The 25,845-nt window shown below is 58.6% G+C and carries 25 protein-coding genes; 13 read left to right on the forward strand and 12 right to left on the reverse strand.

Features of this window, described 5'->3' with window-relative positions:
* The first annotated feature begins 49 nt into the window (after nucleotides 1-49).
* From EOW68_RS00830 to EOW68_RS00840, 3 genes are read left to right on the forward strand one after another with little or no spacing between them, the layout of a single operon-like run.
* Nucleotides 50-964: a magnesium transporter CorA family protein gene (locus EOW68_RS00830; RefSeq protein ID WP_128223278.1), complete on the forward strand. Its 915-nt coding sequence runs from the start codon at nucleotides 50-52 to the stop codon at nucleotides 962-964.
* Nucleotides 961-1,635: a DUF8135 domain-containing protein gene (locus EOW68_RS00835; protein WP_128223279.1), complete on the forward strand. Its 675-nt coding sequence runs from the start codon at nucleotides 961-963 to the stop codon at nucleotides 1,633-1,635. Before EOW68_RS00830 ends, EOW68_RS00835 begins: the two co-directional genes overlap by 4 nt.
* A 59-nt stretch (nucleotides 1,636-1,694) precedes the next feature.
* Nucleotides 1,695-2,015 carry a transcription factor S gene (locus EOW68_RS00840; RefSeq protein WP_128223280.1) on the forward strand — a complete coding sequence of 107 codons (321 nt, stop codon included), beginning with the start codon at nucleotides 1,695-1,697 and terminating at the stop codon, nucleotides 2,013-2,015.
* A gap of 59 nt (nucleotides 2,016-2,074) precedes the next feature.
* Here EOW68_RS00840 and EOW68_RS00845 read toward each other — a convergent pair whose 3' ends face one another.
* Nucleotides 2,075-2,788 (reverse strand): hypothetical protein, encoded by a 714-nt coding sequence (locus tag EOW68_RS00845; RefSeq protein WP_128223281.1) that lies wholly within the window; start codon nucleotides 2,786-2,788, stop codon nucleotides 2,075-2,077.
* 212 nt (nucleotides 2,789-3,000) lie between these two features.
* Here EOW68_RS00845 and EOW68_RS18355 point away from each other — a divergent pair, with 212 nt between their 5' ends.
* A complete protein-coding gene (locus tag EOW68_RS18355) occupies nucleotides 3,001-3,177 on the forward strand; it encodes an HVO_0416 family zinc finger protein (protein WP_431358681.1) in 177 nt (58 codons plus the stop codon).
* 48 nt (nucleotides 3,178-3,225) lie between these two features.
* On the opposite strand, the gene EOW68_RS00850 is transcribed toward EOW68_RS18355, so the two are convergent.
* The gene (locus EOW68_RS00850) at nucleotides 3,226-3,666 is read right to left on the reverse strand and encodes a hypothetical protein (RefSeq protein ID WP_128223282.1); all 441 of its coding nucleotides are present in this window, start codon (nucleotides 3,664-3,666) and stop codon (nucleotides 3,226-3,228) included.
* A gap of 71 nt (nucleotides 3,667-3,737) precedes the next feature.
* Nucleotides 3,738-4,007, reverse strand: coding sequence for a hypothetical protein (locus tag EOW68_RS00855; protein WP_128223283.1), 270 nt, complete (start codon nucleotides 4,005-4,007; stop codon nucleotides 3,738-3,740).
* 79 nt (nucleotides 4,008-4,086) lie between these two features.
* Here EOW68_RS00855 and EOW68_RS00860 point away from each other — a divergent pair, with 79 nt between their 5' ends.
* Both EOW68_RS00860 and EOW68_RS00865 read left to right on the forward strand, forming a co-directional pair.
* The gene (locus EOW68_RS00860) at nucleotides 4,087-4,761 is read left to right on the forward strand and encodes an HAD family hydrolase (RefSeq protein WP_128223284.1); all 675 of its coding nucleotides are present in this window, start codon (nucleotides 4,087-4,089) and stop codon (nucleotides 4,759-4,761) included.
* Nucleotides 4,761-5,726, forward strand: coding sequence for a phosphotransferase family protein (locus EOW68_RS00865; RefSeq protein WP_128223285.1), 966 nt, complete (start codon nucleotides 4,761-4,763; stop codon nucleotides 5,724-5,726). The genes EOW68_RS00860 and EOW68_RS00865 overlap by 1 nt, the downstream gene beginning before the upstream one ends.
* A 5-nt stretch (nucleotides 5,727-5,731) precedes the next feature.
* Here EOW68_RS00865 and EOW68_RS00870 read toward each other — a convergent pair whose 3' ends face one another.
* On the reverse strand, nucleotides 5,732-6,367 hold the full coding sequence (locus tag EOW68_RS00870) for a cyclase family protein (protein WP_128223286.1): 636 nt from the start codon (nucleotides 6,365-6,367) through the stop codon (nucleotides 5,732-5,734).
* A 100-nt stretch (nucleotides 6,368-6,467) separates the two neighbouring features.
* Between EOW68_RS00870 and EOW68_RS00875 the strand changes: the two genes are divergently transcribed.
* From EOW68_RS00875 to EOW68_RS00885, 3 genes are read left to right on the forward strand one after another with little or no spacing between them, the layout of a single operon-like run.
* Nucleotides 6,468-6,881 carry a hypothetical protein gene (locus EOW68_RS00875; protein WP_128223287.1) on the forward strand — a complete coding sequence of 138 codons (414 nt, stop codon included), beginning with the start codon at nucleotides 6,468-6,470 and terminating at the stop codon, nucleotides 6,879-6,881.
* Nucleotides 6,882-6,917: 36 nt separating this feature from the next.
* Nucleotides 6,918-8,087 carry a glycoside hydrolase family 27 protein gene (locus tag EOW68_RS00880; protein WP_128223288.1) on the forward strand — a complete coding sequence of 390 codons (1,170 nt, stop codon included), beginning with the start codon at nucleotides 6,918-6,920 and terminating at the stop codon, nucleotides 8,085-8,087.
* Nucleotides 8,088-8,143: 56 nt separating this feature from the next.
* Complete coding sequence (locus EOW68_RS00885; RefSeq protein ID WP_128223289.1) at nucleotides 8,144-8,452, forward strand: cupin domain-containing protein; 309 nt, start codon at nucleotides 8,144-8,146, stop codon at nucleotides 8,450-8,452.
* Between the two features lie 125 nt (nucleotides 8,453-8,577).
* Here EOW68_RS00885 and EOW68_RS00890 read toward each other — a convergent pair whose 3' ends face one another.
* The 4 genes from EOW68_RS00890 to tnpA all read right to left on the reverse strand — a co-directional run bounded on the left by EOW68_RS00890 (nucleotide 8,578) and on the right by tnpA (nucleotide 13,466).
* Nucleotides 8,578-9,441: a DUF2250 domain-containing protein gene (locus EOW68_RS00890; protein WP_128223290.1), complete on the reverse strand. Its 864-nt coding sequence runs from the start codon at nucleotides 9,439-9,441 to the stop codon at nucleotides 8,578-8,580.
* 545 nt (nucleotides 9,442-9,986) lie between these two features.
* Nucleotides 9,987-11,192 carry an NAD(P)/FAD-dependent oxidoreductase gene (locus EOW68_RS00895; protein WP_128223291.1) on the reverse strand — a complete coding sequence of 402 codons (1,206 nt, stop codon included), beginning with the start codon at nucleotides 11,190-11,192 and terminating at the stop codon, nucleotides 9,987-9,989.
* Nucleotides 11,193-11,670: 478 nt separating this feature from the next.
* Nucleotides 11,671-13,029, reverse strand: coding sequence for an RNA-guided endonuclease InsQ/TnpB family protein (locus EOW68_RS00900; protein WP_128223292.1), 1,359 nt, complete (start codon nucleotides 13,027-13,029; stop codon nucleotides 11,671-11,673).
* Nucleotides 13,026-13,466 (reverse strand): IS200/IS605 family transposase, encoded by a 441-nt coding sequence (tnpA, locus tag EOW68_RS00905; protein ID WP_128223293.1) that lies wholly within the window; start codon nucleotides 13,464-13,466, stop codon nucleotides 13,026-13,028. Before tnpA ends, EOW68_RS00900 begins: the two co-directional genes overlap by 4 nt.
* 350 nt (nucleotides 13,467-13,816) lie before the next feature.
* Here tnpA and EOW68_RS00910 point away from each other — a divergent pair, with 350 nt between their 5' ends.
* On the forward strand, nucleotides 13,817-14,524 hold the full coding sequence (locus EOW68_RS00910) for a DUF1028 domain-containing protein (protein ID WP_128223294.1): 708 nt from the start codon (nucleotides 13,817-13,819) through the stop codon (nucleotides 14,522-14,524).
* A gap of 147 nt (nucleotides 14,525-14,671) precedes the next feature.
* Here the strand turns inward: EOW68_RS00910 and EOW68_RS00915 are convergent, their stop codons facing one another.
* The 3 genes from EOW68_RS00915 to rdfA form a co-directional block, all read right to left on the reverse strand.
* Nucleotides 14,672-15,526 (reverse strand): NAD-dependent epimerase/dehydratase family protein, encoded by an 855-nt coding sequence (locus EOW68_RS00915; RefSeq protein WP_128223295.1) that lies wholly within the window; start codon nucleotides 15,524-15,526, stop codon nucleotides 14,672-14,674.
* A gap of 712 nt (nucleotides 15,527-16,238) precedes the next feature.
* Entirely contained in the window at nucleotides 16,239-18,311 is a 2,073-nt protein-coding gene (locus tag EOW68_RS00920; protein ID WP_128223296.1) for an archaea-specific SMC-related protein, read from the reverse strand.
* Nucleotides 18,312-18,368: 57 nt separating this feature from the next.
* On the reverse strand, nucleotides 18,369-19,016 hold the full coding sequence (rdfA, locus tag EOW68_RS00925) for a rod-determining factor RdfA (RefSeq protein WP_128223297.1): 648 nt from the start codon (nucleotides 19,014-19,016) through the stop codon (nucleotides 18,369-18,371).
* Nucleotides 19,017-19,544: 528 nt separating this feature from the next.
* Here rdfA and EOW68_RS00930 point away from each other — a divergent pair.
* The 3 genes from EOW68_RS00930 (at nucleotide 19,545) to EOW68_RS00940 (ending at nucleotide 24,575) form a co-directional block, all read left to right on the forward strand.
* Entirely contained in the window at nucleotides 19,545-21,335 is a 1,791-nt protein-coding gene (locus tag EOW68_RS00930) for a pentapeptide repeat-containing protein (RefSeq protein ID WP_431358682.1), read from the forward strand.
* 138 nt (nucleotides 21,336-21,473) lie between these two features.
* The gene (gene pyk / locus EOW68_RS00935) at nucleotides 21,474-23,231 is read left to right on the forward strand and encodes a pyruvate kinase (protein ID WP_128223299.1); all 1,758 of its coding nucleotides are present in this window, start codon (nucleotides 21,474-21,476) and stop codon (nucleotides 23,229-23,231) included.
* 117 nt (nucleotides 23,232-23,348) lie between these two features.
* Nucleotides 23,349-24,575 carry an FAD-dependent oxidoreductase gene (locus EOW68_RS00940; RefSeq protein ID WP_128223300.1) on the forward strand — a complete coding sequence of 409 codons (1,227 nt, stop codon included), beginning with the start codon at nucleotides 23,349-23,351 and terminating at the stop codon, nucleotides 24,573-24,575.
* Between the two features lie 53 nt (nucleotides 24,576-24,628).
* Here EOW68_RS00940 and eno read toward each other — a convergent pair whose 3' ends face one another.
* On the reverse strand, nucleotides 24,629-25,831 hold the full coding sequence (gene eno, locus EOW68_RS00945) for a phosphopyruvate hydratase (protein ID WP_128223301.1): 1,203 nt from the start codon (nucleotides 25,829-25,831) through the stop codon (nucleotides 24,629-24,631).
* Nucleotides 25,832-25,845: the final 14 nt, after the last annotated feature.

Raw genomic sequence — 25,845 nt, forward strand, 5'->3', positions numbered from 1 at the left:
CTGAAATTAGCGGCAAACGCTTAACTACGTCGTGGTAAAATAGCCGACAATGGCGAGCGAGTCGAGTTCAGAGCAGACGGTGTCGATCAGACTGCCCAGTGAACTCGGCGAGTGGCTCGACGAACAGCCCGATCTCGACCGTGAGAAACTCGTCGTCCAGTTGCTGGCGTCCTACCGGACCGCGAGCGAACTCGACGACGACGCTGGACTGGAGTTTCTCCTCGGAGAGGGGGTCGTCTCGGAGGCCGTCGAAACCGAACTCTCGGACCAGCTTCCAGCGGCCATCGACGGCCAGATCGCCGGTCCTTCCGCCGAAGAACTGGAAGAAAAGATCCAGGCAGAAGTCCACAACGTTGTCGAAGAGGCGCTGGCGGGGCAGGTTTCGGAGGCGACGAACACCGTCCAGCGTCGACTCACGAACCGGATCGACTCGGTCGAAGCCGAGTTCGACGGGAAGATCACCGACGTCCGCGAGCGCGTCGTCCAGATCAAAAAAGAGACCGACAAGAAGGCCCCGGCGGATCACACCCACGAGGAGCTATCGGAGATCGACGAGCTTTCGGCCCAGCTCGCGGAGATGGAGGTCGAACTCGACGATCTCCGGACGGAGTTCGACGAGCACGTCCCGGAACACGAGGACGCGCTCGAGGACGTCGACAGCCGACTCGGGCAGCTCCAGGAGCGGATGCAAACTGTCGCCTGGGTAGTCAGCGATCTACGGGACGCCTACGAGTCCAAAGGCGGGCTCGAGACAGTCGAGCGGATCAAACGGGCTGCAGCGAAGGCGAACATCGAGCGAGCCAACTGCGAGAACTGTGGCGACGCCGTGACGATTTCGCTGCTGACCGACCCCACCTGCCCACACTGTGATGCGACGGTGTCGAACGTCGAACCGTCCAGTGGCTGGTTCGGGAGCCCCACCCTGCTGACTGCCTCACAGCTCGAATCCGGTGAGGATAGATGAGTGAGAATCCAGACGACGACTCCGAGCAACGCCGCGGCGATCCCTTCGAGAAACTCGACGAGTCGGTCGTGGATCGGGAGGGAGACCCCTTCGAGCGCCTCGACATCGAAGGGGACGATGGGGCGGAGGAGACACGATCGGCACCGACGCCCGATACCGAGTTCGACCCCGAGGAGTTCGACCCCGAGCCAGATAGCGGGGACGAGAGCGGGATGAATGACGAATACCCCGATCACGAGGCACCCCGACCGGGGACGCCGGGCGGTAACGACGACCCGGAGATGAGCTTCGGAATCGGACGCCGCGAGTCGGCCGAACCAGGCGAGACCCTCTCTTTTGAGGGCACTGCAGACCGTGAGGGAGATCCGTTCGGAAGCGTCGACAGCGCGTTCGCGGAGATGGATGTCGACCAGATCGATCCCGATACCGTCTGGCAGGAGTTGACGAGTGCGCAGTCGCGGGGATCGGTCGGCGACGTGCAGGATCGGACCTACGCAGACGTCTCGAAACACAGCTACTGCGAGCAATGCGAGTACTTCTCGGAACCGCCGGCAGTCCACTGCAATCACGAAGGGACTGAGATCGTCGAATTCCTCGATATGGAGACGGTCCGTGTCGTCGACTGCCCGGTCGTTACCGAACGAGAGAAGCTAGAAAAGAGAGACGACTGACCGGCAGCGATGGCCGGAACGGGAAAGATTGATCCGTTACGTCGGCGGAGATACGACCAATGCAATTTTGCGACGAATGCGGCTCGATGATGAAAAAACAGGACGGCGTCATGGTCTGTGATAGCTGTGGCCACAGTGCGGCCCAGGAAGGAGACGCCGAGGATTTTGTCACCACGACCGAGCAGTCCGGTGACGAACTGATCGAGACCGAAGAGGGCGCGAACTTCGAGGGGAAACCGACGGCAAACGACGTGACCTGCGACGACTGTGGCCACGGCACGGCCTGGTACACGATCAAACAGACCGGTGCCGCCGACGAACCACCGACCCGGTTTTTCAAGTGTCAGGAGTGCGGGAATCGCTGGCGAGAGTACAACTAGCCCGCCAGAAGTCCAATACCGGACGTTTCTGTGCCATAGTGGTTGTTGAGAGTCTACTATCAGGAGCCGCTGCCACTGATATCCTGGCACTGCATATCCGGTGGCTCGATCGGATCGACTTCGCCCCAGGAGTGGTAGTCGATCGTTCCCTGGTCGAACTCGACACGTCGGAGGTGGCCGGTCTGAACGCTGACGGACAGGGTAACAGTTTGCCCCTCCGAGGTGTACTCGTAGACGTACATCTCCTCGCCGTCGATCGTACCCCGGCCCGCCGGTGAGATGTCGTCCTGGCCGCTGGTGACTGCCTCCTCGTCCCGCGGGTCGATACTGTCGTCGGGTTCCGGAACCTGGCCACCGGGATTCAGGATACAGCTCCCCTGCTGGACCAGATAGGTGTCGCCGTCGACGCTGTAGATTTCGAAGGTACCCTCCTCGGTTTCGAGCGTCTGGCGGTAGTTTCCACCGTTGCTACGGATAGTTACCTCACCCACTGTCTGGCCCTCCAGGGTCATCTCTGCAATGAAGGACTCCTCCCACTGGAACACTTCCCCGAGGGTTGGGGACTCCTGGCCGGTTCCGTCGTCCCCATCGTCACTCGCTCCTCCGGTATCGTCGTCGGTCGATCCGCCGTCTGCCGATCCGTCGTCAGCCGATCCGTCGTCGTCAGTCGACCCACCGTCGGCAGAGTCGTCTTCTTCGCCGTCCCCCGAACAACCAGCCAGCCCGACGATCCCCCCGGCTGCGACAGACAACAGGAATGTACGTCTCTCCATACATGTCACCTACAGTACTCATAATTAAGTTATACACAAACTACAGATGTGTACTCGACAGAGAGAGCACACAACAGTCGGAGAGGAACCGACACGACAAATTCCTCACCGAATCACCCGACAACTCAGATATATACCGATTAGTGTGTGAATAGGCAACACTCGACTGATACCAGAAAAACTATATACTGGTGTGTCATAACATAGCATGTATGTCCCAGGCACCGGCTGAAGACGATCTGTTCGACGAGTTTCTCACGCAGCGTGGTCACGAAACGGGTGACGCGGGATGGGAAGAAAGCTATAACAAAAAGCAGTGCCCCGACTGTGGGGGGCTTCACGACCGGGGCGCGTCGAAGTGTACAGTCTGTGGCTGGACACCGGTATAGAAACGACTAACGGGTTATTCTGTTTGGGATCCGATTGTTGCCAGATCCTTAGTAGCTGATGGGTCCGCCGTGGTCACTGTCGGGCTCTTTCGGCATGATCACGTCGGCGTCGGTAAGCTCCGAAACGGTCTCTTCGACGAGTTCCGGGCAGTGTTTCGCCCGCAACGATTTACCGTCCATGAGGACTTCACAGCAGTCGTCGTCCTCGGGAATCTGTTCCTCGACTCCGTAGTTGTGTGAGGCACGCATGATGAAGTGGATATTCGGCCCCTTCCCGGCGAACACCCACATCCGGAAATCCAGCGGGTCGGGGTCTTTCGCGACCACGTAGGTATCCTGTACCTCAGACGACGCCTCGGCATCGAACTGCCAGATCCACAGCTCGTCGGTCTGGAAATCGGGCTCGCCCTCGGGCTGTCGCGGTGCTGGGTCCTCGGGCCGAATATCGTTTTGCGCCGCGTACGAATCGAGATCGTCGACACCAACCATTAGTTGTTGCTCGGACCCTGAGAAGAATATAGCTTGCGTCACGGCCGTGACTGACGAGACTCACCTTCGACTCAGTCGATGTAGCCGTCGATCTCGTCGTTTGCCAGTCGCGTCTCGGCTTCGGCCATCGTGTCGACTGTCTCACCGCTGTCCCCCGCGTCACGGGACCGCCGCTCGAAGGCGTTGACGAGGACATCGCTCGTCTCCTCGTCGACGACTCTGATAACGCGGTCGACACCCATCTCTACCAGTTCTGTCTGGGCCCGCTTGATCGACTTCGCTGCCTCGGGCGTCGGCGGCCGAAACCCCCGCAGATCGTTGACGATGTCGAACCTATTCACAAGTATTGACAATATTCTAAATTGACAGGCCAAACTTCAGTGGCGTGAAGCTTTTGTTTCAGCCGGCCAACTGAGAGCCGTGTCAGACTTCGATGCCGTCCTCTTCGATCTCGATGGGACGCTGTGCCGGCGAACGCAGGATACGGGGGCGATGTACGCGGCGGTGTTCGAGCGTGTCGGCGAGGAGCCGTTCGGTGCGCCAGCAGAGCTGTGGGCGGCACTCGACGGGCCACCGGATCACGACGACTGGATCGGCTATCTGGGCGCGGGCTTCGCACGACTGGCCGCACGACACGGCCGAACGGATGTCGACCCACTCGAACTTGCGGAGGCGCTCACGACCGTCAGCGACGAGACGGCGGTCGGGCTGTTGCCCGGGGCCAGAGAGGCCATCGACAGTGCGATCGAGAACGGCCCGGTCGGAGTCGTAACGAACGGACCACATCGGCGCCAGCAGCCGAAGCTCGATACGCTCGAACTGACTCACCTGTTCGACGTGATCGTCTACGGCGCTGATCGGGGGCGACAGAAACCGCACACCGACGCCTTCGACCACGCGCTCGCCGAACTTGGACTGCCGGCCGATCGAGTGCTGTACGTGGGTAACTCACTGGAATACGACGTTGCCGGTGCACACAACGCCGGGCTACCTGTCGCCTGGCTCCGGGATCCCGACGAGGAGCCGGGCGCGTACAGCCCCGAGTACGTGATCGAGTCACTGGCCGAGTTGTCGGGGATTCTCGGGGATGAGTAATGACCGGGGAACAACTACAGGGCGCATTCGAGAGCGAGAAACTTCGTGCGTGTGCCGAGCAGGCTCTGGCGAGGGTCGCCGAGCCAGTCCAGAACGTAGCGCGTATCGAGCGTGGCAACAGAAAGCAGACTGCGATCGCACGGTTCGCCGACCACGATCCGGTCGTCGTGCAACTGTGCACCGAGCAGACGTGGCTCCGGAGCGAGGCGACACTGCTCGCCCAGATACAGGATCGGACCACCGTACCGGTACCGCCGGTGCTGGCCTCGGGAACCCACGACGGTGTCGCGTACATGCTCACCGCGTACGTTCCCGGTGAGGACCTGCACACACGGTTTACCGGTCTGCCAGCGGCGACACAGCAGGCGCTCGTACGTAGATTCGGGAGCTATCTCGCACAGTTGCACGACCAGTTCAGCTTCGAGAGCTACGGCACGCTCGTCGTGACTGGAGAGGGACTCGCAGCCCAGCGGCCGGACTGGGGAACCTGGCTCCGGGAGTACGGCCGACGCGTCGTCAGCCGACTGCCACCGGCCTTCGAACCGATCCGAACAGAATGCAGAGAGCTGTACGCCGATCCGCCGACCGACGCCACACCGACGGCACGACTCTATCCCTGGGATTTCCGCCCCGGAAACGCACTGATCGCAGACGACGACGTGGCGGCGATCCTGGACTGGGAGGCGCCGCTTGCCGCGCCGGCGTCGCTGTCGGTAGCCAAAGCCGAGTATCTGGTGGCGGACTGGTACGTTGCCGACCCGGAACTGCTTCGTGAGGCGTTCAGGTCGGGATACGATTCGGTCAGGCCGTACCCGTCGATTCCGACGACACACCGGGTCGCTGCGATCGCCGATACCGCTGTCGATTCCAGCGGTGCTGTCACCAATCCCGGCTATCCGGAACTGGGACGTGAGGCGGCCGTCGCCTTCCACAGAGAAGCGCTCGAAGCTGCAACGGAGGCCTGACACGCTTATTCCTGGGGAACACCAACCGCCCGGACAGGAGCGCCGTCGCCACCGAGTGCGAGTGGGTAGGCGCGCAACTCGAATCTGGCGGGGAGTTGCGAAAGTCCCCGAAGGTTCTCGACGATCAGACAGTCGTCGCCGAGCAGTTCGTGGTGTGCGCGAAAGCCCGTCGGTTCGTCGTCGCCGGCCCGCGGTGACGGCGTCGGATCGGGGTTCAGCGCGTCGATCCCGACATCGTAGCCAAACTCGGCACACCGGCGGGCCGTCTCGGGGGCGAGATACGGGTGATCGAGATACTGTTCGGTACCCCAGTGGTCGTCCCAGCCAGTCTGAAAGACGACGCAGTCGGCATCTGTTTCGGGAACCAAGTCCGCTGTAATCGGCTCCCTCACGCTCAGATCCCGGCAATCGACCCGGATGGCCTGCACGACGAATCGATCGATCGGGAACGCATCGAGCGATTTTCCGCCTGGTTCCGTGTGGGCAGGAGCGTCGACGTGGGTGCCAGTGTGGCTGGCACAGCCGAGTTCGGTCACACGGTAGCCGTCGCCGTCGTACGTCGCTGCCGGGGAGAGGCTGACAGCCGGATCACCCGGAAACGTCTGCATCCCGTCTTCGATCGGGTGTGAGAGATCGAACACAGCGGAGTATTGCCGTGGCCACCCAAAAGACTGCTGTCAGGGTGGGCCTTTCCCAAACATCTTAGCCGCCAGAGCACGTACCATCGGTATCTCTCCTTCCATGCTACCACCAGATGGCCGACAGCCAGATCAGGACGATCCAGCGTCGGCGATTCCGTGTGATGACTGCCAGGCAGCACTGCGCTCGCCAGGACGAGAGACCATTTCATTCCTCCTCGTCGACGAACTGACGATCCCTCTCGCCGGCTGTGAGGAGCATCTCGACCAGTTTTCCAGCGCGTGTGAACTGACTGCACAGCAACGGTCCGATCTGCTGGATTTCCTGCCGGCCGGCGGCATCAGCTGTCCGGCCTGTCGGCTCGCTCGCCACAGCGCCGAACAGCCGGTGATCCCGGTCGACGCCGGTGCAGTCGGCATCATGGCCTGCCAGGAACATCTCTCCGAAATTCTGACCCGGTTTCAGACGGGAATACAGACACAACACCAGTTGACGACCTCGCTGGACACGTCGTAGCACGGTGTTTTTGAGCCAGGTCGGTAAAGCACTTTTATGAGTGACTCGTTGCCAGCACGAACACCGCCGCTTGGCTGGAACTCCTGGAACGCCTACAGCTGTGCGGTTACCGAAGACGACATTCGAGACGCTGCGGATGCGCTGGTCGAGACTGACCTCCGGGATGCAGGCTACGAGTATCTCGTCGTCGACGACTGCTGGATGGCCGATGAGACAGCCGACGGGGTGCTGCAGGCTGACCCGACAGATTTTCCAAGCGGAATCGAGACACTCGCCGACTACGTCCACGACCGCGGACTGAAATTCGGACTCTACTCCTCCGCTGGATCGCACACCTGTCAGGGGTATCCAGCGAGTCTCGGACGGGAACAGCGCCACGCCGAGCAGTTCGCGGCGTGGGGTGTGGATTATCTCAAGTACGACAACTGCGGGGAGCACCACGGACGGGATGCGATCGACCGCTACGCAGCGATGGGGCAGGCCCTGGAGAACGTCAACCGGGAGATCGTCTACAGTATCTGCGAGTGGGGAACGAACGAGCCATGGCAGTGGGGTCGAAACGTCGGCGGCGAACTGTGGCGTGCGACCGACGACGTCATCGCCAAGTGGCAGGCCGACGACGACGAGTTCGGGCTTGGAATTCTCGATATCATCGACCGCATGGCCGAACTGGATATCGCTGGCTTCCACGGCCCACACGGCTGGAACGATCCCGATATGCTCCAGGTGGGTAACGGCCCCGAATCCGGGCAGTCACAGCACGAACCCACGAATATCGAACGCCCGCTGACCGAGGCGGAAAATCGAACACACCTCGCGTTCTGGTGTCTGCTCGGCGCACCGCTGATGATCGGAACGGATCTGCGCTCGCTCGGTGAGGCCGAACACGAGATTCTGACCAACGAGCGATTACTGGCGATCGATCAGGACCCCCTCGGAATTCAGGGAACGCCCGACCGCCGCGAGGGTGTCGAGGAGGTCTGGAGCAAGCGCCTCGCAGATGGCGGAGCCGCCGTCGCGCTGTTCAACCGTGGCCCAGAGCGAACCGACATCCACACCCACGTTCCGAACACCGCGGCCCCAGTCGATGCTGCCAGCTACCGCCTGCGAGACTGCTGGAGCGGGTCGGAGTTCGAAACGAGTGGTGAGATATGGGCTGGCGTCGAACCACGCGACACTGCCCTATTTCGCGTGACACCGCAGTAACGAAAACCGACATTCCGTCGGCAGGTATTATAAGCGACGGCACCGACGCAGGACGTATGGATCTCTACGAGACACTCGACCCCGACGCCGGCGAGGTAATCGACACAGAAGTAGTGGTTTCAGACGACGTACTCGTGAAAGCCTTCGCGCTCGGCCCCGGCGCAGAGCTGCCCGCCCACGAACACGCGGATTCGACGAACGTCTTTCACGTCGTCGAGGGAACAGTCACGGTCATCCAGGGCGACAGCGAGGAGACGATCAGCGCGCCCGGAGTGGTCAAAAACGACCGCGGCGTCGCACACGGTGCTCGCAACGAGAGCGAGGAGAAAGCCGTGTTGACCGCCAGTCTCTGCCCGATGCCGTAGCGTCCGTGCTGACGTCATAGTGATTAGTGCGGTAATTTTCAGGACGGCAGCGAAACCGAGGCTGTTTCGGCCCTGATAGACCGGTTCTATCGGAACCCGGCGGTAACAACTCGCAATATTCACTATCAGTCGTCCAGTTCTTTCAGGAGCTCTTCTGCCCGATCAGTCGCGACGTAGTAGGTGTGTTTGCGGTGGGTCTCGTCTTTCGGTTTCAGCTTGCGTTCGGTCCCCTTGATCGTACTGCCCTCGTACTCGGTGACGAGGCCGACTTGCCGGAGCGCCCGGTAGAGATGCCGGACGTACTCGAAGCTCATTTCGAGTTCCTCGGCGGTCATCCGGGGGTAATCCGGTCCGCCGCGGGCGACCCGGCGGACGAGTCGCTGGCCGTCGGAGAGATGCCGCAGGACGTTCAGTTGCCCCTCGCGGTCTGAGAGAAATCGCAGCAAGTGATCCCCCTCTCGGCAGAGGCGGTAGTAGGTGTGGTGCTGGCGCACCTCGTCGGCCTGCTTGGCCTTGACCCGGCGTTGTTTGACCGTCCCCGATTCGACACGTTCGAGCAGCCCCGCAGTCTCCATCTCTTTGCAAAGCTTTTCGACATGCTTGCGCTCTGCGTCGAGATGGCCGGCCATCGATCTGGGATAATTTCCTTCGACAGCGTCGAGATGATAGCAGAGCAGGTACGCGACGGGATCGGCCGGGAGCGGAGCTAGCTGGCCGACGATCTGTTCTTTCCGTTCGAGTTCAGCTTCGAGTTCTTTCGCTCGTTCGTATCGTTCCTGGGCGTTGCTCGCGGTGTCGGCATCGAGATCCAGCGTGAGTTCGATTTCCTCGCCCTGCGGGGTTTCGAGGGTGACGACGAGTTCGCCCGTCTCCCAGTGCTCGCCCTCACTGGATTTCGCGTCTTCGAGTACTCGTTCGACCTGCTGGTAGCGCGTCATTATCGTGTCTGCTTCCAGCCGGAGCCTGTCGATTTCGGCCTGGGAGACCATCGATACAGAAGGTGTTCGGGACGGCGTCCAATTAATCCGTAGGATGTCATCGAAACGTTCACAGCCGATTTGTTGCGATGCAAAACGGGTGGGAAAACATGCTGACCGAGTATGAGTTCAGAAGGTAGTGCAAGATAGAGAGTGAATTCAGCAGCCAAGCGCATGGAGATAGTAACGTCATAATGAGTTTAAAAATCGATGCTGGGCGAAGAAATCAGTGCATTTTTTGCTAATTGATGCCGGTCCTCCGGGTCAGATATCAACTCAGATAAATGAGAAAATCCTGGGAGGGCTCGCTCGTCGTAGAGTCAGATTAGATAAGGAGGGATATTCACCCAGAATAGTCCCAGAACAGAAACATAAGGGAATGTTGTCGAAATCGACGTCCAATGCAGAATTGTATACGAAATCGCAATGAGATCCCATAGAGCGGCAAATTTTAATGTGTCTACTATCATAGGGTTTGAGACTCCGAACAGTCCATTTTGAACATGATGACTAATCCAGTGAGTGTTATGACCAAATCGTTCGTACATTGGTTGAGGTTATGCCGATTTCAGAGAGCTATATTCCCAAGAGTCGGTATAGGCGTCAATAATCCGTTTAATCATGCCCGTGTCCGATACTAACTGCATAGCAATGGTGGGATGCCGCAACATGCGACTAATAACGCGCGTTGGTCGCCGGGTGATGTCATCAATTGTTAGGCCTTCCAGCGCTTCAGCGACTCCTGCAAGTAGCGCTGGATCTTCATGTTCAACCCAAGCACCACGCATAAGATGAGCTAAGCGATATTCAGACTTCATCTCATCAAACAGTCGGTCCGAGTACTCTGCCTCGCGCCCATCAGCAATGAGTTCACCAAGTAAGTAAGCCGAACGGATTCCTTGGCAGATTCCCTCTCCTTGATACCTATTTGCAATGCCAGCGGCGTCACCAACTAAGAAGATATTGTCTTCGGGAATCTGTACATCGTTTGGATTGAGACTTGGGCCTCGTGGGATCGTGTATACATTCACGTCTTGTCGGTCAGGAACCGGGAAGCCATTACGTTCTGCTGCTCGCTTGAGAGCGGTCATATAATCGTCCGGTCTCTGTTCTCCTGCCCACCCGATACCGACGTTGGCATGTTGACTGGATTTTGGAAAGGACCACGAATATCCCACGTAACCTTCAAAGAAAATTCGAGGTTGATCCACATATTCGTCAAAATCCCCACTCACGGTCGCATTTAACGCAATCATATCGCCTGTGTAGTCCTCAACGGTATCTCGAACTTTATGTGTCAGTGATGGTTGGCCGGTAGCATCAATAATATAGTCATAGTCATTTACGATTTCCCAGTATTCACTCACTGTTACTGAGGTGCCTGTTTCGAATGAAACACCTTCGTCGGCAAGTGTGCTCGCCCACTGGGCCTCGACAACATCACGATCACAGATATATCCAGCTTCGCAACGCAAATTAGAGACACCCAGGGGTAACTCGTTCGAACTTCGATCCGTTCCTGTATAGACTCGAAGTTGGAATCCGTCAACATCGTTTAGAAACCCATTTTCCTCGGTCTTCGCCAGAGGAATAAGGGTTGAATCATTGATTGCCTCACCACAATCCACTCGTTTTTTATCATACTCTTGTCGCTCAAATATCCGTATCTCATCGATTTGGTCAAGTTCGTTCATCTTTGTAGCTGCTGCAAGTCCGGAGACTGCTCCACCCAATATTGCTACATCTTGTTGCTTTGTTACCATATTCAGAGTCGAAGTGTGGGTTGAGTATTATATTTTTCGTGGTGTGTTCTCGTTCGTCTTGAGCAAGTAGCGGTTGCGGAAATCGCCGGTGAGCTGGGGTTCCTTGATTTCGACTTATACTGTCGGCAGTATTATTTCACCCCGAGATTGACCGCCCGTTATATATTCTTGTCGCCCGTTCGAGAATTTGGAGTCACGGTGCCAAAGATCGAGCAAGAGCCTCCGTTGCAGACTAAGCTTGTCCCAAAAAATAGTGGCTCCCTCACTCGTGGTGATTATTATACCAGTCTACTCTTATCTGACGAGTCGTAACTCGAAAGTTCAGTCAAACTACCCCGCAGTACATTTTACGGTCATCTGAGAAATCAAAATTCCGTCGAGAGAACGTAGCCCAGTCGCTCCATTGACCTCCTCCTCCGCGTGAACGCGGAGGAATCCCACCACGGGATTTCAGGCCGAGTGTAGCGGCCTGTTGGTCTCAAGACGCATACGTTCCAAGCGTCGTCTGCTGGGTTTCAGCATCGGCGTGGCTGTCTTGTGGCCCGGTCAAAGAGGCCCCATCCGTAGCCGAGTTCTTGGAAATCGGAGATTTCCAACGGTCGAAAAATCTTTGATTTTTCTCGACATCGTCACCGGCCTTCTGCCGGGAAGTCCGGTCGCTTCGGCGGTGACTCTCTCCACTACGGTAGCGGTCTGCAATGTTTATCGCCCCGTTTACATCGGCTTGATACTCACCGACCCAACAGCCGTCGTTCGAGCATCTGAACGTTGCCTGTCGTGGCCGGGAGCCGTGTTCACCGCAAGCGTGGCACGCCTTCGACGTGTTCCGGGGATTCACCGTCTCGACGGGAATCCCCTTCTCGGCGGCTTTGTAGCGAATCTGTGCGTGGAGCTTGGCAAAGCCCCACCCGTGCAACCGCCGATTCATGTACTCGCCGTAGTCCATGTTCTCACGGATGTACGTCAAGTCTTCCAGCACCAACACTGGATTCTCGACAGACTCGGCGTAGTCCACGACCTCGCGGGTCACACGGTGGAACACATCGTCAATCTGGTCCCACAGTTCGTCACCGTAAGACTCTGCGATTCGCTCACTGCCGCGCTTCTGAAGGCGTCGCTTGGCGGTGAAGTAGGTTTTGCGGAGCCGACGAACGGCTTTGCCGTCGTCGGCCCACAGGCGGGGGCGAACCGGAGAACCAGAGCCGTCACGGTGACACACCGTGACGAGACTCGCTTCTCCAATGTCCACACCTATCGGTGTCCTGTCGAGCCCAGCGAGACAGAGCTCGCCAGACGAGTCTGGCGGCGTCCGCTCGTCGGCGGACGCCTCAGATTCGTCCTCCACGTCGCGGGCAACGGTGATGTGGAGATACCACGTTCCCTCGCGCTCGAACAGCCGACTTTCACCCATCTCGGCGTCGTCTGCGTACACCGCTTCGAGCCACTCCCGCTGTTCGGGATTGGCGCGTGCCGGAATCCAGAGGTGGTAATCCTCGTGGTGCGGGACTTTGACGTACCACTCGATATCGTTCTGTGGCTGGTGGTCAAGTTGTAGTCCCTCGTTGGTGAACCGCACCGGGTGGTCGTCGTGAAGCTCGTCGGCATCGTAGCTGTTCCCACAGAGTTGTGGGACGTACTTCTTGAGGGCGTTTTTCGCGTAGCCGCTCAGGTCGTACTCAACAACCACGTCGTTGGCCGCGGACTGTGTGTCACAGCCAGCGGCGAAGGCGGCTTGAAGTGCCTGCTGGTACGCGTCCTGTGTCTCACGAAGCTTCTGCCGCTTGTGGACGTTCGGGTCCACAAGCTTCAGTTCGAGCGTTTTCGTGAGTTCGGTCACGCTTCGGCCTCCTTGTGTCGGTTGATGTAGTTCTCGACAGTTTCGCTGGAGACGTGCCCGGCTGTTCCGGCGTAGTAGCCGCGTGCCCACCGGATTTTCTCGCCGTCGTGGTCGGCGTGGCGGTGGTTGTATTTCCGTGAGGAAATGCCCTTGAACCAGTTGGCGAGCAGTGATGGGCTGTGTTTGGGCGGGCTACTGACGAACAGGTGAACGTGGTCGGGCTGAACAGTCAGGTTTTGAATGTCCAAGCCTTTCTCGTCGGCAATTTCGTGGAGGATGGATTCTACACGGTCGGCAACCTCTCCCGTCAGTACCGCCTTGCGGTATTGAGCGGAACCCTGTTCCGCGATATCCGCAGAACCGTCGGTTCTGCGAGACTTCGGGAGCCACACTATGTGGTAGTTGAGGTTGTAGGTTGCGTGCCGTGTGGTCTTCATCCGTGCTACACACTATGTTCATGTCATGGCAAATATCTTGCGGAAACAGTGGGAAATCCAGCCCTGCAATAGAACGGTGGATTGTCACACTATGCTGTCCGCTTGACCCCCGCCTGTTCGCTCCTCGGTTCCGACAGAGCGTCGGAACACTCGTCACTCACGGGAAGGCGGGGGTATGCGCTCGTATCTCTATCAGTGGGAATCTGGTCCCACTCTGCTAGATAATGGAGACGTGAATTGACGCCGAGTCGTCACGTGGGATAGAAAATGCGTATCCGTCCCGGCACCGAGAAGCCGATTCCACCCTTGACGACCCAGAAGTTTTGATACCAGTGCTCGACACATCCGATATGACGTTCAGCATCTGTGTCAGAGAATCGTACGAAGACGACGATGGAGACGAGCAAACTCGATTCGGAGTCGCAGTCACGACTCGACTGGCTGGGGTCGGAAACCTCTGTCCGTTCGCAAACGCATACGGCGCCGTCGCGACACAAAGTTTCGTCAACACAGATCTCGGGCGACGAGGGGTCCAGTATCTCGCAGACGGCCTGGCCGTTGACGATGCACTCCAATCACTCCTGAACGCGGACGATGGGAGTCCACAGCGACAACTCCACGGGGTTGGGCGCGACGGCGAGTTCGCGTTCTCCGGCGACGAGTGCAAGGATTGGTTCGGTCACATCGTGGACGAGAATTTCACAGTCGCTGGAAATCTCCTCACGGGAGAGGCAGTCATAGCGGAAACTGCTGCTACGTACCGAGAAACGAGCGACGAGGACCGCCCACTTGCGAAGCGACTCGTCGACTGTCTCGCAGCTGGCCACGAAGAGGGCGGCGACAAACGAGAAGAACTACACGTCCACAGTGCTGCCATCGTCGTGGCCCGAACAGAGGACCTGGCCGTGACGCCTGCATACGACAACTTGCGAGTCGATGCGACGGAGACGCCAATTGCAGAGTTACGAGAAACGATGGAGCTAGCGACGGAGAGCTACGAGATGGCCCTCGAACGATACGAAGATGCCTACGAAGAAGACGAAGACAGCGGATTGTAATAGCATTGTGGCGATATAAGTCAACGGAACTTTGTGTAATTCTGTTCACGTTAGCTCGGTACTTGTGTAAAAATCAGTCACTATCGGCTCGCAGTGTGCCGAGGGTCTCGCCCATATCGTCCTCAAAGAAGACACAAATCCGGGCAATCACTTCTCGGATTGTGTTTCTGGCGGTGCGTCCCACTCGTCACCATTGTCCTGTGGCTCGTAGCCAATCGTTTCTCGTGCATGCACGAGATCGTCGAGCCAGCGGCGCTCGTTGGCGCTGACACCATAGAAGTGGCCCCACTCGACGGTCTTGTCTTGGAGACAGCACTCGACGAGGTGGGCCAGGTCGCGTCGCGACTGCCAGAGGCCTTTCATGCGGGCGACCTGTTGCTCGTACGCATCACTCCCGCGTTCCCAGCGACCCGCCTCCACGCCGCGCTCGGCGTCGCCGTATGGGTGGTCGTATTGCGACTCACGAACGGACCCGATTCTGAGCGCGTAGAAACGAACATCGTGTGCTTCCGCGGCGAGTCGTCCGAGATCCTCGCCGTAGCTCTTCGAGAGTCCGTACAGCGAATCCGGCCGATGCGGTTCGTCGTGGCCAGCGACGATTCCCTCGTCGTGATAGACACGCGGTGAGTTTCGCACTTCGACCATCCCGACTGCGTGATTCGAGGAGGCGAAAACGATCGACTCGACGCCCGCGTCGATTGCCGCCTCGTAGACGTTGTTGATCCCCTCGAGGTTAGCCTGAAGCGTGGGCGACCAGCTAACCTCCCGAGAGGTATGGCTGAACTTGCCATCCTCCTGGATCAGTGCCAGATGGACGATCGCCTCCTGCTCGTCGAAACTCGGGCGGATCACCTCGTAATCGCGAACGTCTGCCACCACCGATTCGCCCGGACCATCGGTCTCAACGACATCGAGAAGTGTGAAGTCATACGTATCGTCCGAGAGGTGGTCCGTGATCGCTGTGCCGACTGTCCCGGCCGCACCCGTGATGAGGACATCCATAATAACACCACTGATAGTTATCAGACATAGTTATATAAATTATATCTAACAAGTGTAGCGAGAGAATCTCGAGCGGCGTGAGCGAATACTTTGATCAGCGATGAAACTCGATCCTCGAATCTATTTTTGATATATTTATCACTTTCAGATATTATATCAAAACTTTAGATATTCGTGTTGACCGTCTCTGGAAGGCCGTTCACGACCGTGTACAGAAAGCAGATCTACAGCCAACCAAGGAGAAAGCGTCGAACCAGGTTACGGTCGACGAGACAGTGATTCGCATCAAAGACTAGCAGTATTAGCTGTATACAGTTCATACACTGATAAACGAATAATCCTGTTCTACAGTTTGTTTCGACGACGAATTACGCTTTGACCAAAGTTCAGCTCAGAGAATCAATAATATGTGATGCCGAAGACGCTGTCTCTCTCATTGACGGCGCGAATCACTTCCAGACTGCACTTCACCCAGCAGGGTACCGATTTGATATCCACAACTGTCGAACTCAAGATATATTGAATATCTTAATTAAATAGATATATTTACGAGATCTGTCTTTACACTACGGATGGCTGAATTTCCGTAGCAGGGTGGATGCACTTCTTTACTTTGAAAAGATCTTTTCAAGTATGTCCTTCTCACAGTATCGGTCGAATTTTCAGATCGAGAAGGTCGGTCCGGAACTCCCGGGTTCGGAGCCGCTTGCGGTCAAAATTCGGTCGTGCTGTAATCGTCGAACACACCGGCTGCTTCGACTGATTGTGCGTCTTTTGGCAACAGGGCGACACAGAGATACAGAACCTCGGTCTCCGCGTACATGTACGCGAGTAGATTCGCGAGACGCTCACCGTCGATCATTTCGACAGAATCGAGCAAGAGAAACGGCACCGCACGGTCGACATCGTGGACGATGTATCCCGCGAGTGAGACGACGAGTCCGATCACCTCCCGTTCCGACTCCGAGAGCGTCCCGACAGTGTCTTCGTACATCGAGCCATCCGCTGTTTCGCGGACGATATGCAGTTCGAACGACGACTCAGCAGCCCCCCCGGAACGCTTGCGTTCGAGCCAGACGCGGGCGATATTGCTGTATTCGAGCCGTTCGATCAGATCCTCCATAATCGAGTTGAGCGTCTCGACCAGCTCCCCCTCCAGTCGGTCGATCCGGCCCCTGAGATCCGCCAGTTCGTCAGAAATCTCGGCTCGCTCGTCTTCGGCTTCCGAGCGCTCTCTGTCGATCGCTTCGATCGCCTCGATCTCGCTGCCGACCTCGTCCAGTTGGCTCTCCAGACGGCCCCGTTTTCGTTCGAGGTGCGTGAGCTCTTTGTGCGCAGTAATGAACTCACTCGGATCCTCGGCGTCCTCTGCATCTTCGATTTCACTCTCGATTGCCTGTATCTCCTCTGTGCGTTGCTCGATTTGCCGCTGATTATCCGCACGTTCGGCCTCTAGAGCGTCGATTTTTTCGGCGTGTTGGTCGATCCGACTATCGAGTTCCTCTAACTGTCGAGTGAGCTTCTCGTATGTCTCCAGACGCTCTTCGAGCGAGGCCCGTTCGTTTTTCCGTTCGTCTACCTGCGATTCGATCTCCTGTAGCTCACTCCGGTGCTCGGTGGCGATGGTCCGGAGCGTTTCGAGCCGGTTCGTGATCGCTCCGTGCTCGACTGTACTCCCACAGGTCCAGCATTCGACTGTCTGTGACTCCGGATCGAGTTGTGCTGTCAGGTCCTGGCCCTCGAAGCCAGTCATCTCCCCGTCGAGAAACGTCTCGTTCGCGCTGATTACCGCCTGGAGATTTTCGATCGACTCCGCTAGACGCTCTTTTGTTTCGACGAGCGTGGCTATCTCGGTGCCGAGTTCGTCGATGTTCGACTCGACTCGGTCCGGATCCTCGAACTCGGCCTCCTTCGAACGGAGTCTCTCGCGCTGCTCGATCAACTCTGTCCGTTCCGAACGACGGAATTCGAGCTGTTGGTCGATCTCGTCACCACGCTGATTTACACTGGCGAGTTCTTCCCTGCGTGTTTCGAGTTTCGAGCGGAGGTGTGCCGTGTCGTCCGACTCGTCGGCTCTGGATTCGATCTCTTCGACGGTGGATTCGAGCGTTGCGATCTCTGTTTCGACGGCTTCCAGCTCCGATTCGAGACTCGCCCGTCGCTGTTCGAGTTCGGGCAGTTCGCTTTTCCGGCGCGTTCCACGCTCGATGGTCTCGTCGAGATCCGCTCGCCTCTCTGTGAGCTCCGAAATACGTCGCTGGATCTCCGCGGTATCGACTGGTTTCATCAGAATATCACGGAGGTCCGTTCCGTCTACGACGGCACGTCGGGCCGGACAATCCGCAAACAGCGCAACGAAGATATCGACGAGCTCTGACTGCTCTGTGTATGGCGTTCCTGTTTTCCGGGTTCGCTGCCCGTTTCCCGTGTACTCGCGAGTGTACGTCTCTTCGCCGACTGTCAGTTCGATTCGTCCCTCGTCGGAGTCAGTCTTTAGCTGCGCTGCCGAGTGGTCGCCCCCCAAGCCGGCAGCGAGTGACCGGAGAAACGACGTCCGGTTCGTTGCATTCCGACCGACCAGTATCGAAATCCCTGGTGTCAGATCGTACTCGGCGCTGGCGATACCGCCGAGATTCTGGATGCGGATTCGACAGCGAGTGTCTGCAGCTGCTGACTTTCCAGCTTCGGCTCCGCCATCACACCGGATCTGTCGGCCGTCGGGTGGCTGCAAACTGGTCGTTCGCTCACGGCGGTCTGGTTGATTGTCGCTCTTTTCTATCCTCATGTAGCTACACCTACAGTGACCAGTGTGTTATGTATCCCGGTTTTCTGGAGAAATAAACTACTCCTGGCAGTTGCAGCCTCCTGCATCCAGGAGTTCTTTGATCCGGAATGTCTCAGAGCAGTGGTCACACTGGATGCGTGTACTGAACACCCGAAACTCTCCCCCGTCGATCAATCCCTTGGTGCCTGCGCGTTCGAGCGCACTTTCGACTCCGTTCTCGTACTGTCGCTGATAGGCTTCGAGGGCGTCTTTGAACTCGTCGAATGTATCGAACCCGCCTCGTGAAGTCGAAACGTCCAGATGCTCGTTGAGATGCCGTCGGACCGTCTCGTGAGAGACGTATGATCCCGTCAGCAGTTCGATGTCGAGCTGTCCGGCAACAGTCGCACGGAGGTCGTCTCGTCGGGTCGCTGGGATCGTCTCCTCGCCCTGGAGTGCTGCCCTGACGGTACCTGGCTCTGTTTCGGGGGGGTTGTCGATCACCCCCAGCGCCACTGCTGTAATCCGGTCGTTGATGTAGTCGGCTAACTCGTGCAGTGTCGCATCCCCATCTTCGTAGCGCCGACGGAGTTCGTCATCGATCCCCTGCAACTGATAGGCTTCCGTGACGCGTGCCAGTTTGCAACACGCATCCGGAATATCCGGCTTCGTTCCGGACACCGGTGGTATCTGTCCGTGAGTGTCGGCCAGTTCGTCTCTGTCCATCGAGTATCCCTTTGTGAAACGATGTAATCAAAACTGCGACGCTGGTCGAGACGAAACACCCTCCTCTGGGTTGCTATCCGGACCGGGTTCGGACGCTGCGTTTGCAAGCTACTGTGCTTATCGAGGTTACTCACAAGTAACAGTCTCCTACAGGTGCTCGTCTCTACGAGTTTGCTGTAACGAGTGGGATTTTCTGGATTTGTGTTTCTCACCCGTTTCATCGGAAGTCTGGCGACAGTTCCCTCGGAAAATTCACCAAAATTATAACTGAGATCTGAATTAGTTTTTTGTTACTCCCGGTAAAAGCCGATTATAGTGTAGATGGGACTCGAAAAGAGCAGTTTCAGAATTCGAGAGTGTTACAAAAAGTTGCTTATTTGAAATATTTTCGGGGTTCTGGTCACACGATCTCGACAGGTCCATCTCCGTCCGGTTGTCCCCGGAACGTCGATCCGACGAATGCTGAATCCGAGAGTTCCAGTCGTTGGGTGGGGGTTTATACATCCTCGTGAACAAGTGCCACGAAATATGGCTGGCTCACCACACGATGTCTGTGGGTATCAGTGGCCGGCAGATCGCGCGGGGAGTGATGCAGTTCACCCGTCCTGTTGCACTCGCACGCCTCTCGAAGGCTCTGACCGGTGTCTCTGGCATACCTCGGGGGACGAAAAGTCGGGTGACCAGCTGGCGGAGGCCTGTACGACAGCCGAAATTCGAGCAAAAACGACACCCTACGCCGAGCTACTCGACGGTGCTGATCTGTCGAACTGTACGCTGACCGCTGTTTCGCTGGGGGGGACAGCGCTCCGGAACGCGGATCTTTCCGGAGCAGATCTCTCCGGTGCGACACTGAGCGAGGTGAATCTCGCGAACGCCACGCTCACCGGAGCAGACCTATCTGGGGCAGATCTGTCGGAGGCCGATCTCTCCGGTGCCAACCTGCGTGGGGCCACACTCATCGGCGCGACGCTGAAGGGTGCGACACTGACGAACAGCAATTTCAGAGATGCTGATCTGTCGAACGCGAATCTCGGCCGTGCAGATCTGACTCACGCGACACTCTACGAGGCAACCATGACGAACGCGTATCTCGGCCGTGCCAGCCTGGTCAGTGCAAATCTCGAGAGTGCCGATCTGACGGGGGCGAACTTCGGACGGGCTGACCTGACCGACGCGATCCTCGGCCGGGCCACACTCGTTCGGGCGACGCTCCAGGGAACCATCCTCACCGATGCGAGTCTCGGGCGAGCAGAGCTCTCGCGTGCGAATCTGTTCAAGGCGGATCTGACCGGCGCTTATCTCGGTCGGGCGACGCTTCGTGACACGCGATTCGAGGACGCGACGCTGACCGATGCGAATCTCGGCCACGCCGACCTGACCGATGCAAACCTTCACCACGCCGTCTTGCCGGGGTCGAACCTCGGGCGTGCTGAACTGGTCGATGCGAACCTGGAAGACGCCGATCTCGCGGGTTCGAACCTCGCAAACGCCATCCTGACTGGGGCGGATCTCGACGGTGCAACACTCTCCGGGGCGAATCTCCGTCGAGTGGATCTGACCGATGCCACCCTCGAAGGGGCCGAGTTGGCCGACGCAGACCTCAGACTTGCGACGCTCCGTAACGCCTCGCTGGCCGAGATCGCCCTCGTCGAAGCCAGCCTGCAGCGGGCTGATCTGACTGGCACGGATCTCAGGGACGGCAACCTCTCGGGCTGCGATCTCCGGGACAGCACCATCCAGGATATCGTCGTGAGCCAGGGGACACGGTGTGGGAAACAGAGCCGGGCGGAGGCGGACGCCGACGACGCCACGGCGTGGGATGCGATCGCCCGCGCGTACAACGAACTGAAAAGCACATTCAGTGCGGCCGGACTCGTCGACAAGGCGCGCCAGTACCACGTGCTGGAGCGACGAGCCCGTGGCTTCGAGGCCAGATCGAACGCCTCGATCATGGGCTATCTCCAGTTTCACGAGGGGAGCCCAGTTCCTGTCGTCTCCCGGGAACACGGCAATTTCAGATCATACGGTGTGTACGTCAGCTCACTCGCCTCACGTGTGACCACTGGCTTCGGAGTCCGACCGCTCCGACTCGTTCTCTGGATGCTGTTTCTGTTCGGAATTTCTGCAGCTCTCTATACCATCGATCCGGGAATCTCGGACAGCGTCTATCACAGTGTCGTGACGTTTACCACCGCACCGCCACCCGGCAGCGCGCCGACGATACCGGTCGTGCGGGCGGTCGAACTGATCGAGACGTTCGGCGGAACGTTGCTCATCGTTTTGCTGGGGTACGTCCTCGGCAACCGCGAACGGTTCTGAGAGCCCGCCTCCTCGCTGGCTGCTGGCGGGTCACTCCAATTCTTAACGAAAGATCATCTTTTTATAGCTACCATCTGAATGTCACTACGTGCCTAGACAACAGTACACATTCGGCCGGGTACCGGGGGAGAGATAACGATGCGAAACGCAAAGATCGTCTGTACGATCGGTCCGGCGTCAGATTCGTCGGAGACGCTCGAAGCACTCGCGGAGGCCGGCATGTCGGTGGCGCGGATGAACGCGAGCCACGGGACGCCCGAACACCGTCGCACGATAATCGATCGGGTACGCGAGGTCGACGAGAAAACCGACCGACCAGTCGCCGTGATGCACGATCTGCCAGGTCCGGAGATCCGGACCGCGCCGATCGAGGACAAAATCCAGCTCGAAGCTGGTTCGACAGTCCGGTTCGTCGAGGGGACGGAGGCGACACCGAACGAGGTGGGTGTCTCACACAGTCTCACCGCCGTCGAGCCCGGCGACCTGATACTGCTCGACGATGGCCGGATCGAGACCACGGTCCAGTCTGTCGAGGACGACGGTGTGACAGTCACCGTCAGGAACGGGGGGAAACTCGGCGGGAGAAAGGGGGTAAACGTTCCGGGTGTCGAGCTCGGGCTCCCCACCGTCACCGAAAAGGACCGGACAGAACTCGAAGTCGCCGCCGAGAAGGAGGTCGATTTCGTCGCGGCGAGTTTCGTCAGGGACGGCGAGTTCATCTACGAGATCAGCGAGACGCTGGAGGAACTGGGTGCCGACATCCCGATTATCGCGAAAATCGAACGCGACGTTGCCGTCGACAACATCGATAGCATCATCGACGCTGCCTACGGGGTGATGGTCGCACGGGGTGACCTCGGTGTCGAGATTCCGCTCGAAGACGTACCGATGATCCAGAAGCGGATCATCCGCAAGTGTGGCAACGCCGGCGTACCGGTCATCACGGCGACGGAGATGCTCGATTCGATGATCGAGGCACGCCGACCGACCCGTGCGGAAGCCTCCGACGTGGCGAATGCGGTTCTCGACGGGACCGACGCAGTGATGCTCTCCGGTGAGACAGCAATGGGGGCGCATCCACCACTCGTCGTCGAAACGATGGCCAATATCGTCGAAGATGTCGAGGACTCCCCGGAGTACCGGGAAAATCTCGAACAGCACGTCCCGGAAGCCGACCTACCACAGGCTGATGCACTCGCACGCGCAGCCAGATATCTCGCACGTGACGTCGATGCGACCGCGATCGTCGCGGCGAGTGAGTCCGGCTACACCGCACAGAAAGTGTCGAAATTCCGCCCCTCGATCCCGATCGTGGGTTCGACCCCGAGCGACGAAGTCCGGCGCAGGCTGGCACTCTCCTGGGGGATCATCTCCGAGACCACGCCGTACACCACAGAGGGGGCGAGTGCCGTCATCAACAACGCGGTCCAGACAGCACTCGAAACGAAGGCTGCAGAGAGTGGTGACACGGTCGTCGTCCTCTCCGGGATGATGACCGAACTCGACAGTGCAAACACGTCGAATACGCTGAAAATCCACGTCGCAGCGGAGACGGTCGGTTCGGGGCGGTCTGTCGTCGACGGCCTCGCCATGGGCGAGTTCCACTGGGCAGAAGACGGTGATCTCTCGGACGTTCCCCGAGACTCGATCGTGGGCATCCACAAGGACTTCGACGGTGACTTTGTCGGCGATACGGGGAAACTCGCGGGCATCGTCGACTTCCACGACGAGGTGACTGGGAACGCGACGAGTGTGGCACGCAGTCTCGACATCCCGATGATCGCCAGCGCGGATATCTCGGGCGAACTCGTGGATGGTGACACGATTACCCTCGACGCCGAGCGAGGTATCATCTACGGCGGCGAGATCCGACAGCACAAAATAGACAAGGTGTAACGCGATTTCGCTCGCTGTTTTTGATCCTAGAAACGACAGACTGGGGCCACCCGAATCACGCTTTTCCGGCCACGCGTGCTCGGTAGGTTTAAGTCAAAGTGATCCTACATTATTGTTATGCCAACTGATAGCACAGTACTGGTTATCGGCGGCGGCGCAACAGGTGTCGGAATCGCACGCGATCTGGCACTTCGTGGGGTGGATGTCACGCTCGCCGAACGGGGTGGACTTTCTAGTGGGACTTCTGGCCGATCACACGGGCTCTTGCACAGTGGTGCACGGTACGCAGAGGCTGACAGAGTCGGGGCCGAAGAGTGTATCGAAGAAAACGAGATCATTCGCTCGATCGCTGGTGAGTGCATCCGTGACAAGGGTGGAATGTTCCTCCAGTTGGAGGAGGACGACGATGCGTACTTCGAGGAGAAGCGGGATGCCTGCGAGGAGATCGGCATCCAGACAGAGGAGATCAGCGGCGAGGAAGCCAAAGAGCGGGTTCCGGGCCTCTCGGACGACGTTGTCCGGGCGATGACGGTGCCCGACGCATCGATTTATCCATCGCGACTCGGCGCAGCGAACGCAGCAGACGCCGAGGAACACGGCGCGACGATCCATCCACACGGCCCGGTCGAAGAACTGACCGTCGAGGACGGCGAGATAACCGAAGCGAAACTCGGTGGGGACGTCGACGAGACAGTAGAGCCGACGTACGTGGTCAACGCCGGCGGAGCGTGGGCTGGCGAGATCGCCGATATGGCGGGCGTCGAGGTGTCGATGGCCCCGGCACGCGGTGTGATGGTCTCGGTCGACTACGACAACCTGGATCCTGTGTTGAACCGGTGTCGCGACCCCGACGACGGCGACATCATCGTTCCCCACGACTCGGAGGCCGTGCTCGGAACGACGAGCGTGCCGGTCCAGGACCCCGACGAGTACGAGGAAGCGCAGTGGGAAGTCGAGAAATCAATCGAGGAGTGTGCGGATATGCTGCCGGCGGTCGGTGATGCGGAGGTCATCCGCGAGTGGTGGGGTGTCCGACCGCTGTACGCGCCCGACGAGGGCGAGGGAGACCGCCGTGGGATCTCGCGTGGCTACTTCACGCTCGATCACAGCGACGACGGGGTCGATAACTTCGGCAGCATCGTCGGCGGCAAACTGACTACCTACCGGCAGATGGCCGAGCAGATGACCGATATGGTCTGTGACAAACTGGGTGTCGATGCGGACTGTGAAACCGATAGCAAACAACTGCCCGGGGCGGACGACCCCGACAAACTCGACGAGTTCGTCGCACGATACGACGGGCAGGGTCCGACGGACAAGGACGTCGTCCAGGGAACCCACTAGCGGATACTCTGTCCGTTTTGTCGACTGGCCAAAAAATATCGTTTTTTAGCGGGTTAGGCCGCGCGGTCTGCGATCCGCATCAACTCGTTGAGCTTCGCCGTTCGCTCGCCGGCGACGGCACCGGTTTTGATGAAGCCGGCGTCGGTCGCGACCGCGATGTGGGCGATCGTCGTATCCTCGGTCTCGCCCGACCGGTGGGAGATCACCGTCTCGTAACCGTTGCGAACCGCGAGTTCGATCGCGTCCATCGTGTCCGACATCGACCCGATCTGGTTGGGTTTGATCAGGATGGTGTTGCCGGCACCCGTATCGATCCCCTCCTGCAGCCGTGAGACGTTGGTCACGAACAGATCGTCCCCACAGAGACGGCAGTCTGTGTCACTCACTGCCTCGGTCAACTCGGCCGTCCCCTCGAAGTCGTTCTCGTCGAGTGGGTCCTCGCAGTAGATGAGGTCGTAATCCTGGATAAGATCGGCCATATACTCGATCTGCTCTTCGGGGCTTCGCGTGGTGTCACTGTAGACGTACTCACCGTCTTCGTACATTTCGGATGCGGCAACGTCGAGCCCGAAGCGGATCTCGAAGCCGACGTCCTCTTCGACGCGCGTGACTGCCTCCTCCATGATCTCGAAGGCATCTGCGTCCGAGATCGGCGGGGCCCACGCCCCTTCGTCACCCTTCCCGGCACCGACTCCCCGCTCGTCGAGAATATCGCCGACTGTGGCGTGCAGGTTCGCGTTGGCGAAGACGGCATCCTCGATGGTCGGTGCACCGACTGGTGCGCCGAGGAACTCCTGGATGTCGGTCGCATCCTTGGCGTGTTCGCCCCCACCGATCACGTTCCCGAACGGAATCGGGAAGTTCTCACCGCGGAACGCGCCACCGAGATGTTTGTACAGCGGGACGCCGTTCGAATCCGCGCCGGCTTTCGCTGCAGCCATGCTGATGGCAACGGCGGAGTTCGCACCGATCTCCGAGAAGTTGCCCGTGCCGTCGGCCTCGTGGAGTGCGTTGTCGACGTCGCGCTGGTGGTTGACGTCCACCTCCCCCTCGAGGTGTGGCAACGCGTGTTCGGTCGTCTTCTCGATACTCTCCCTGGCTGGCAACTCGATGGCCTCGTATTCGCCGGTCGATGCCCCGCTCGGTGCAGCAGCACGGCCGAAGCCGCCGTCTTCAGTCGTGACGTCGGCCTCGACTGTCGCATTCCCTCGTGAATCCAGTACGGGTCGAAGTTGAACGTCTGTGAGTAGCGTCATCTGTAATACCACCT

It is taken from the genome of Halovenus amylolytica, assembly GCA_004015825.1.
In the GTDB taxonomy this organism is placed as follows: domain Archaea; phylum Halobacteriota; class Halobacteria; order Halobacteriales; family Haloarculaceae; genus Halovenus; species Halovenus amylolytica.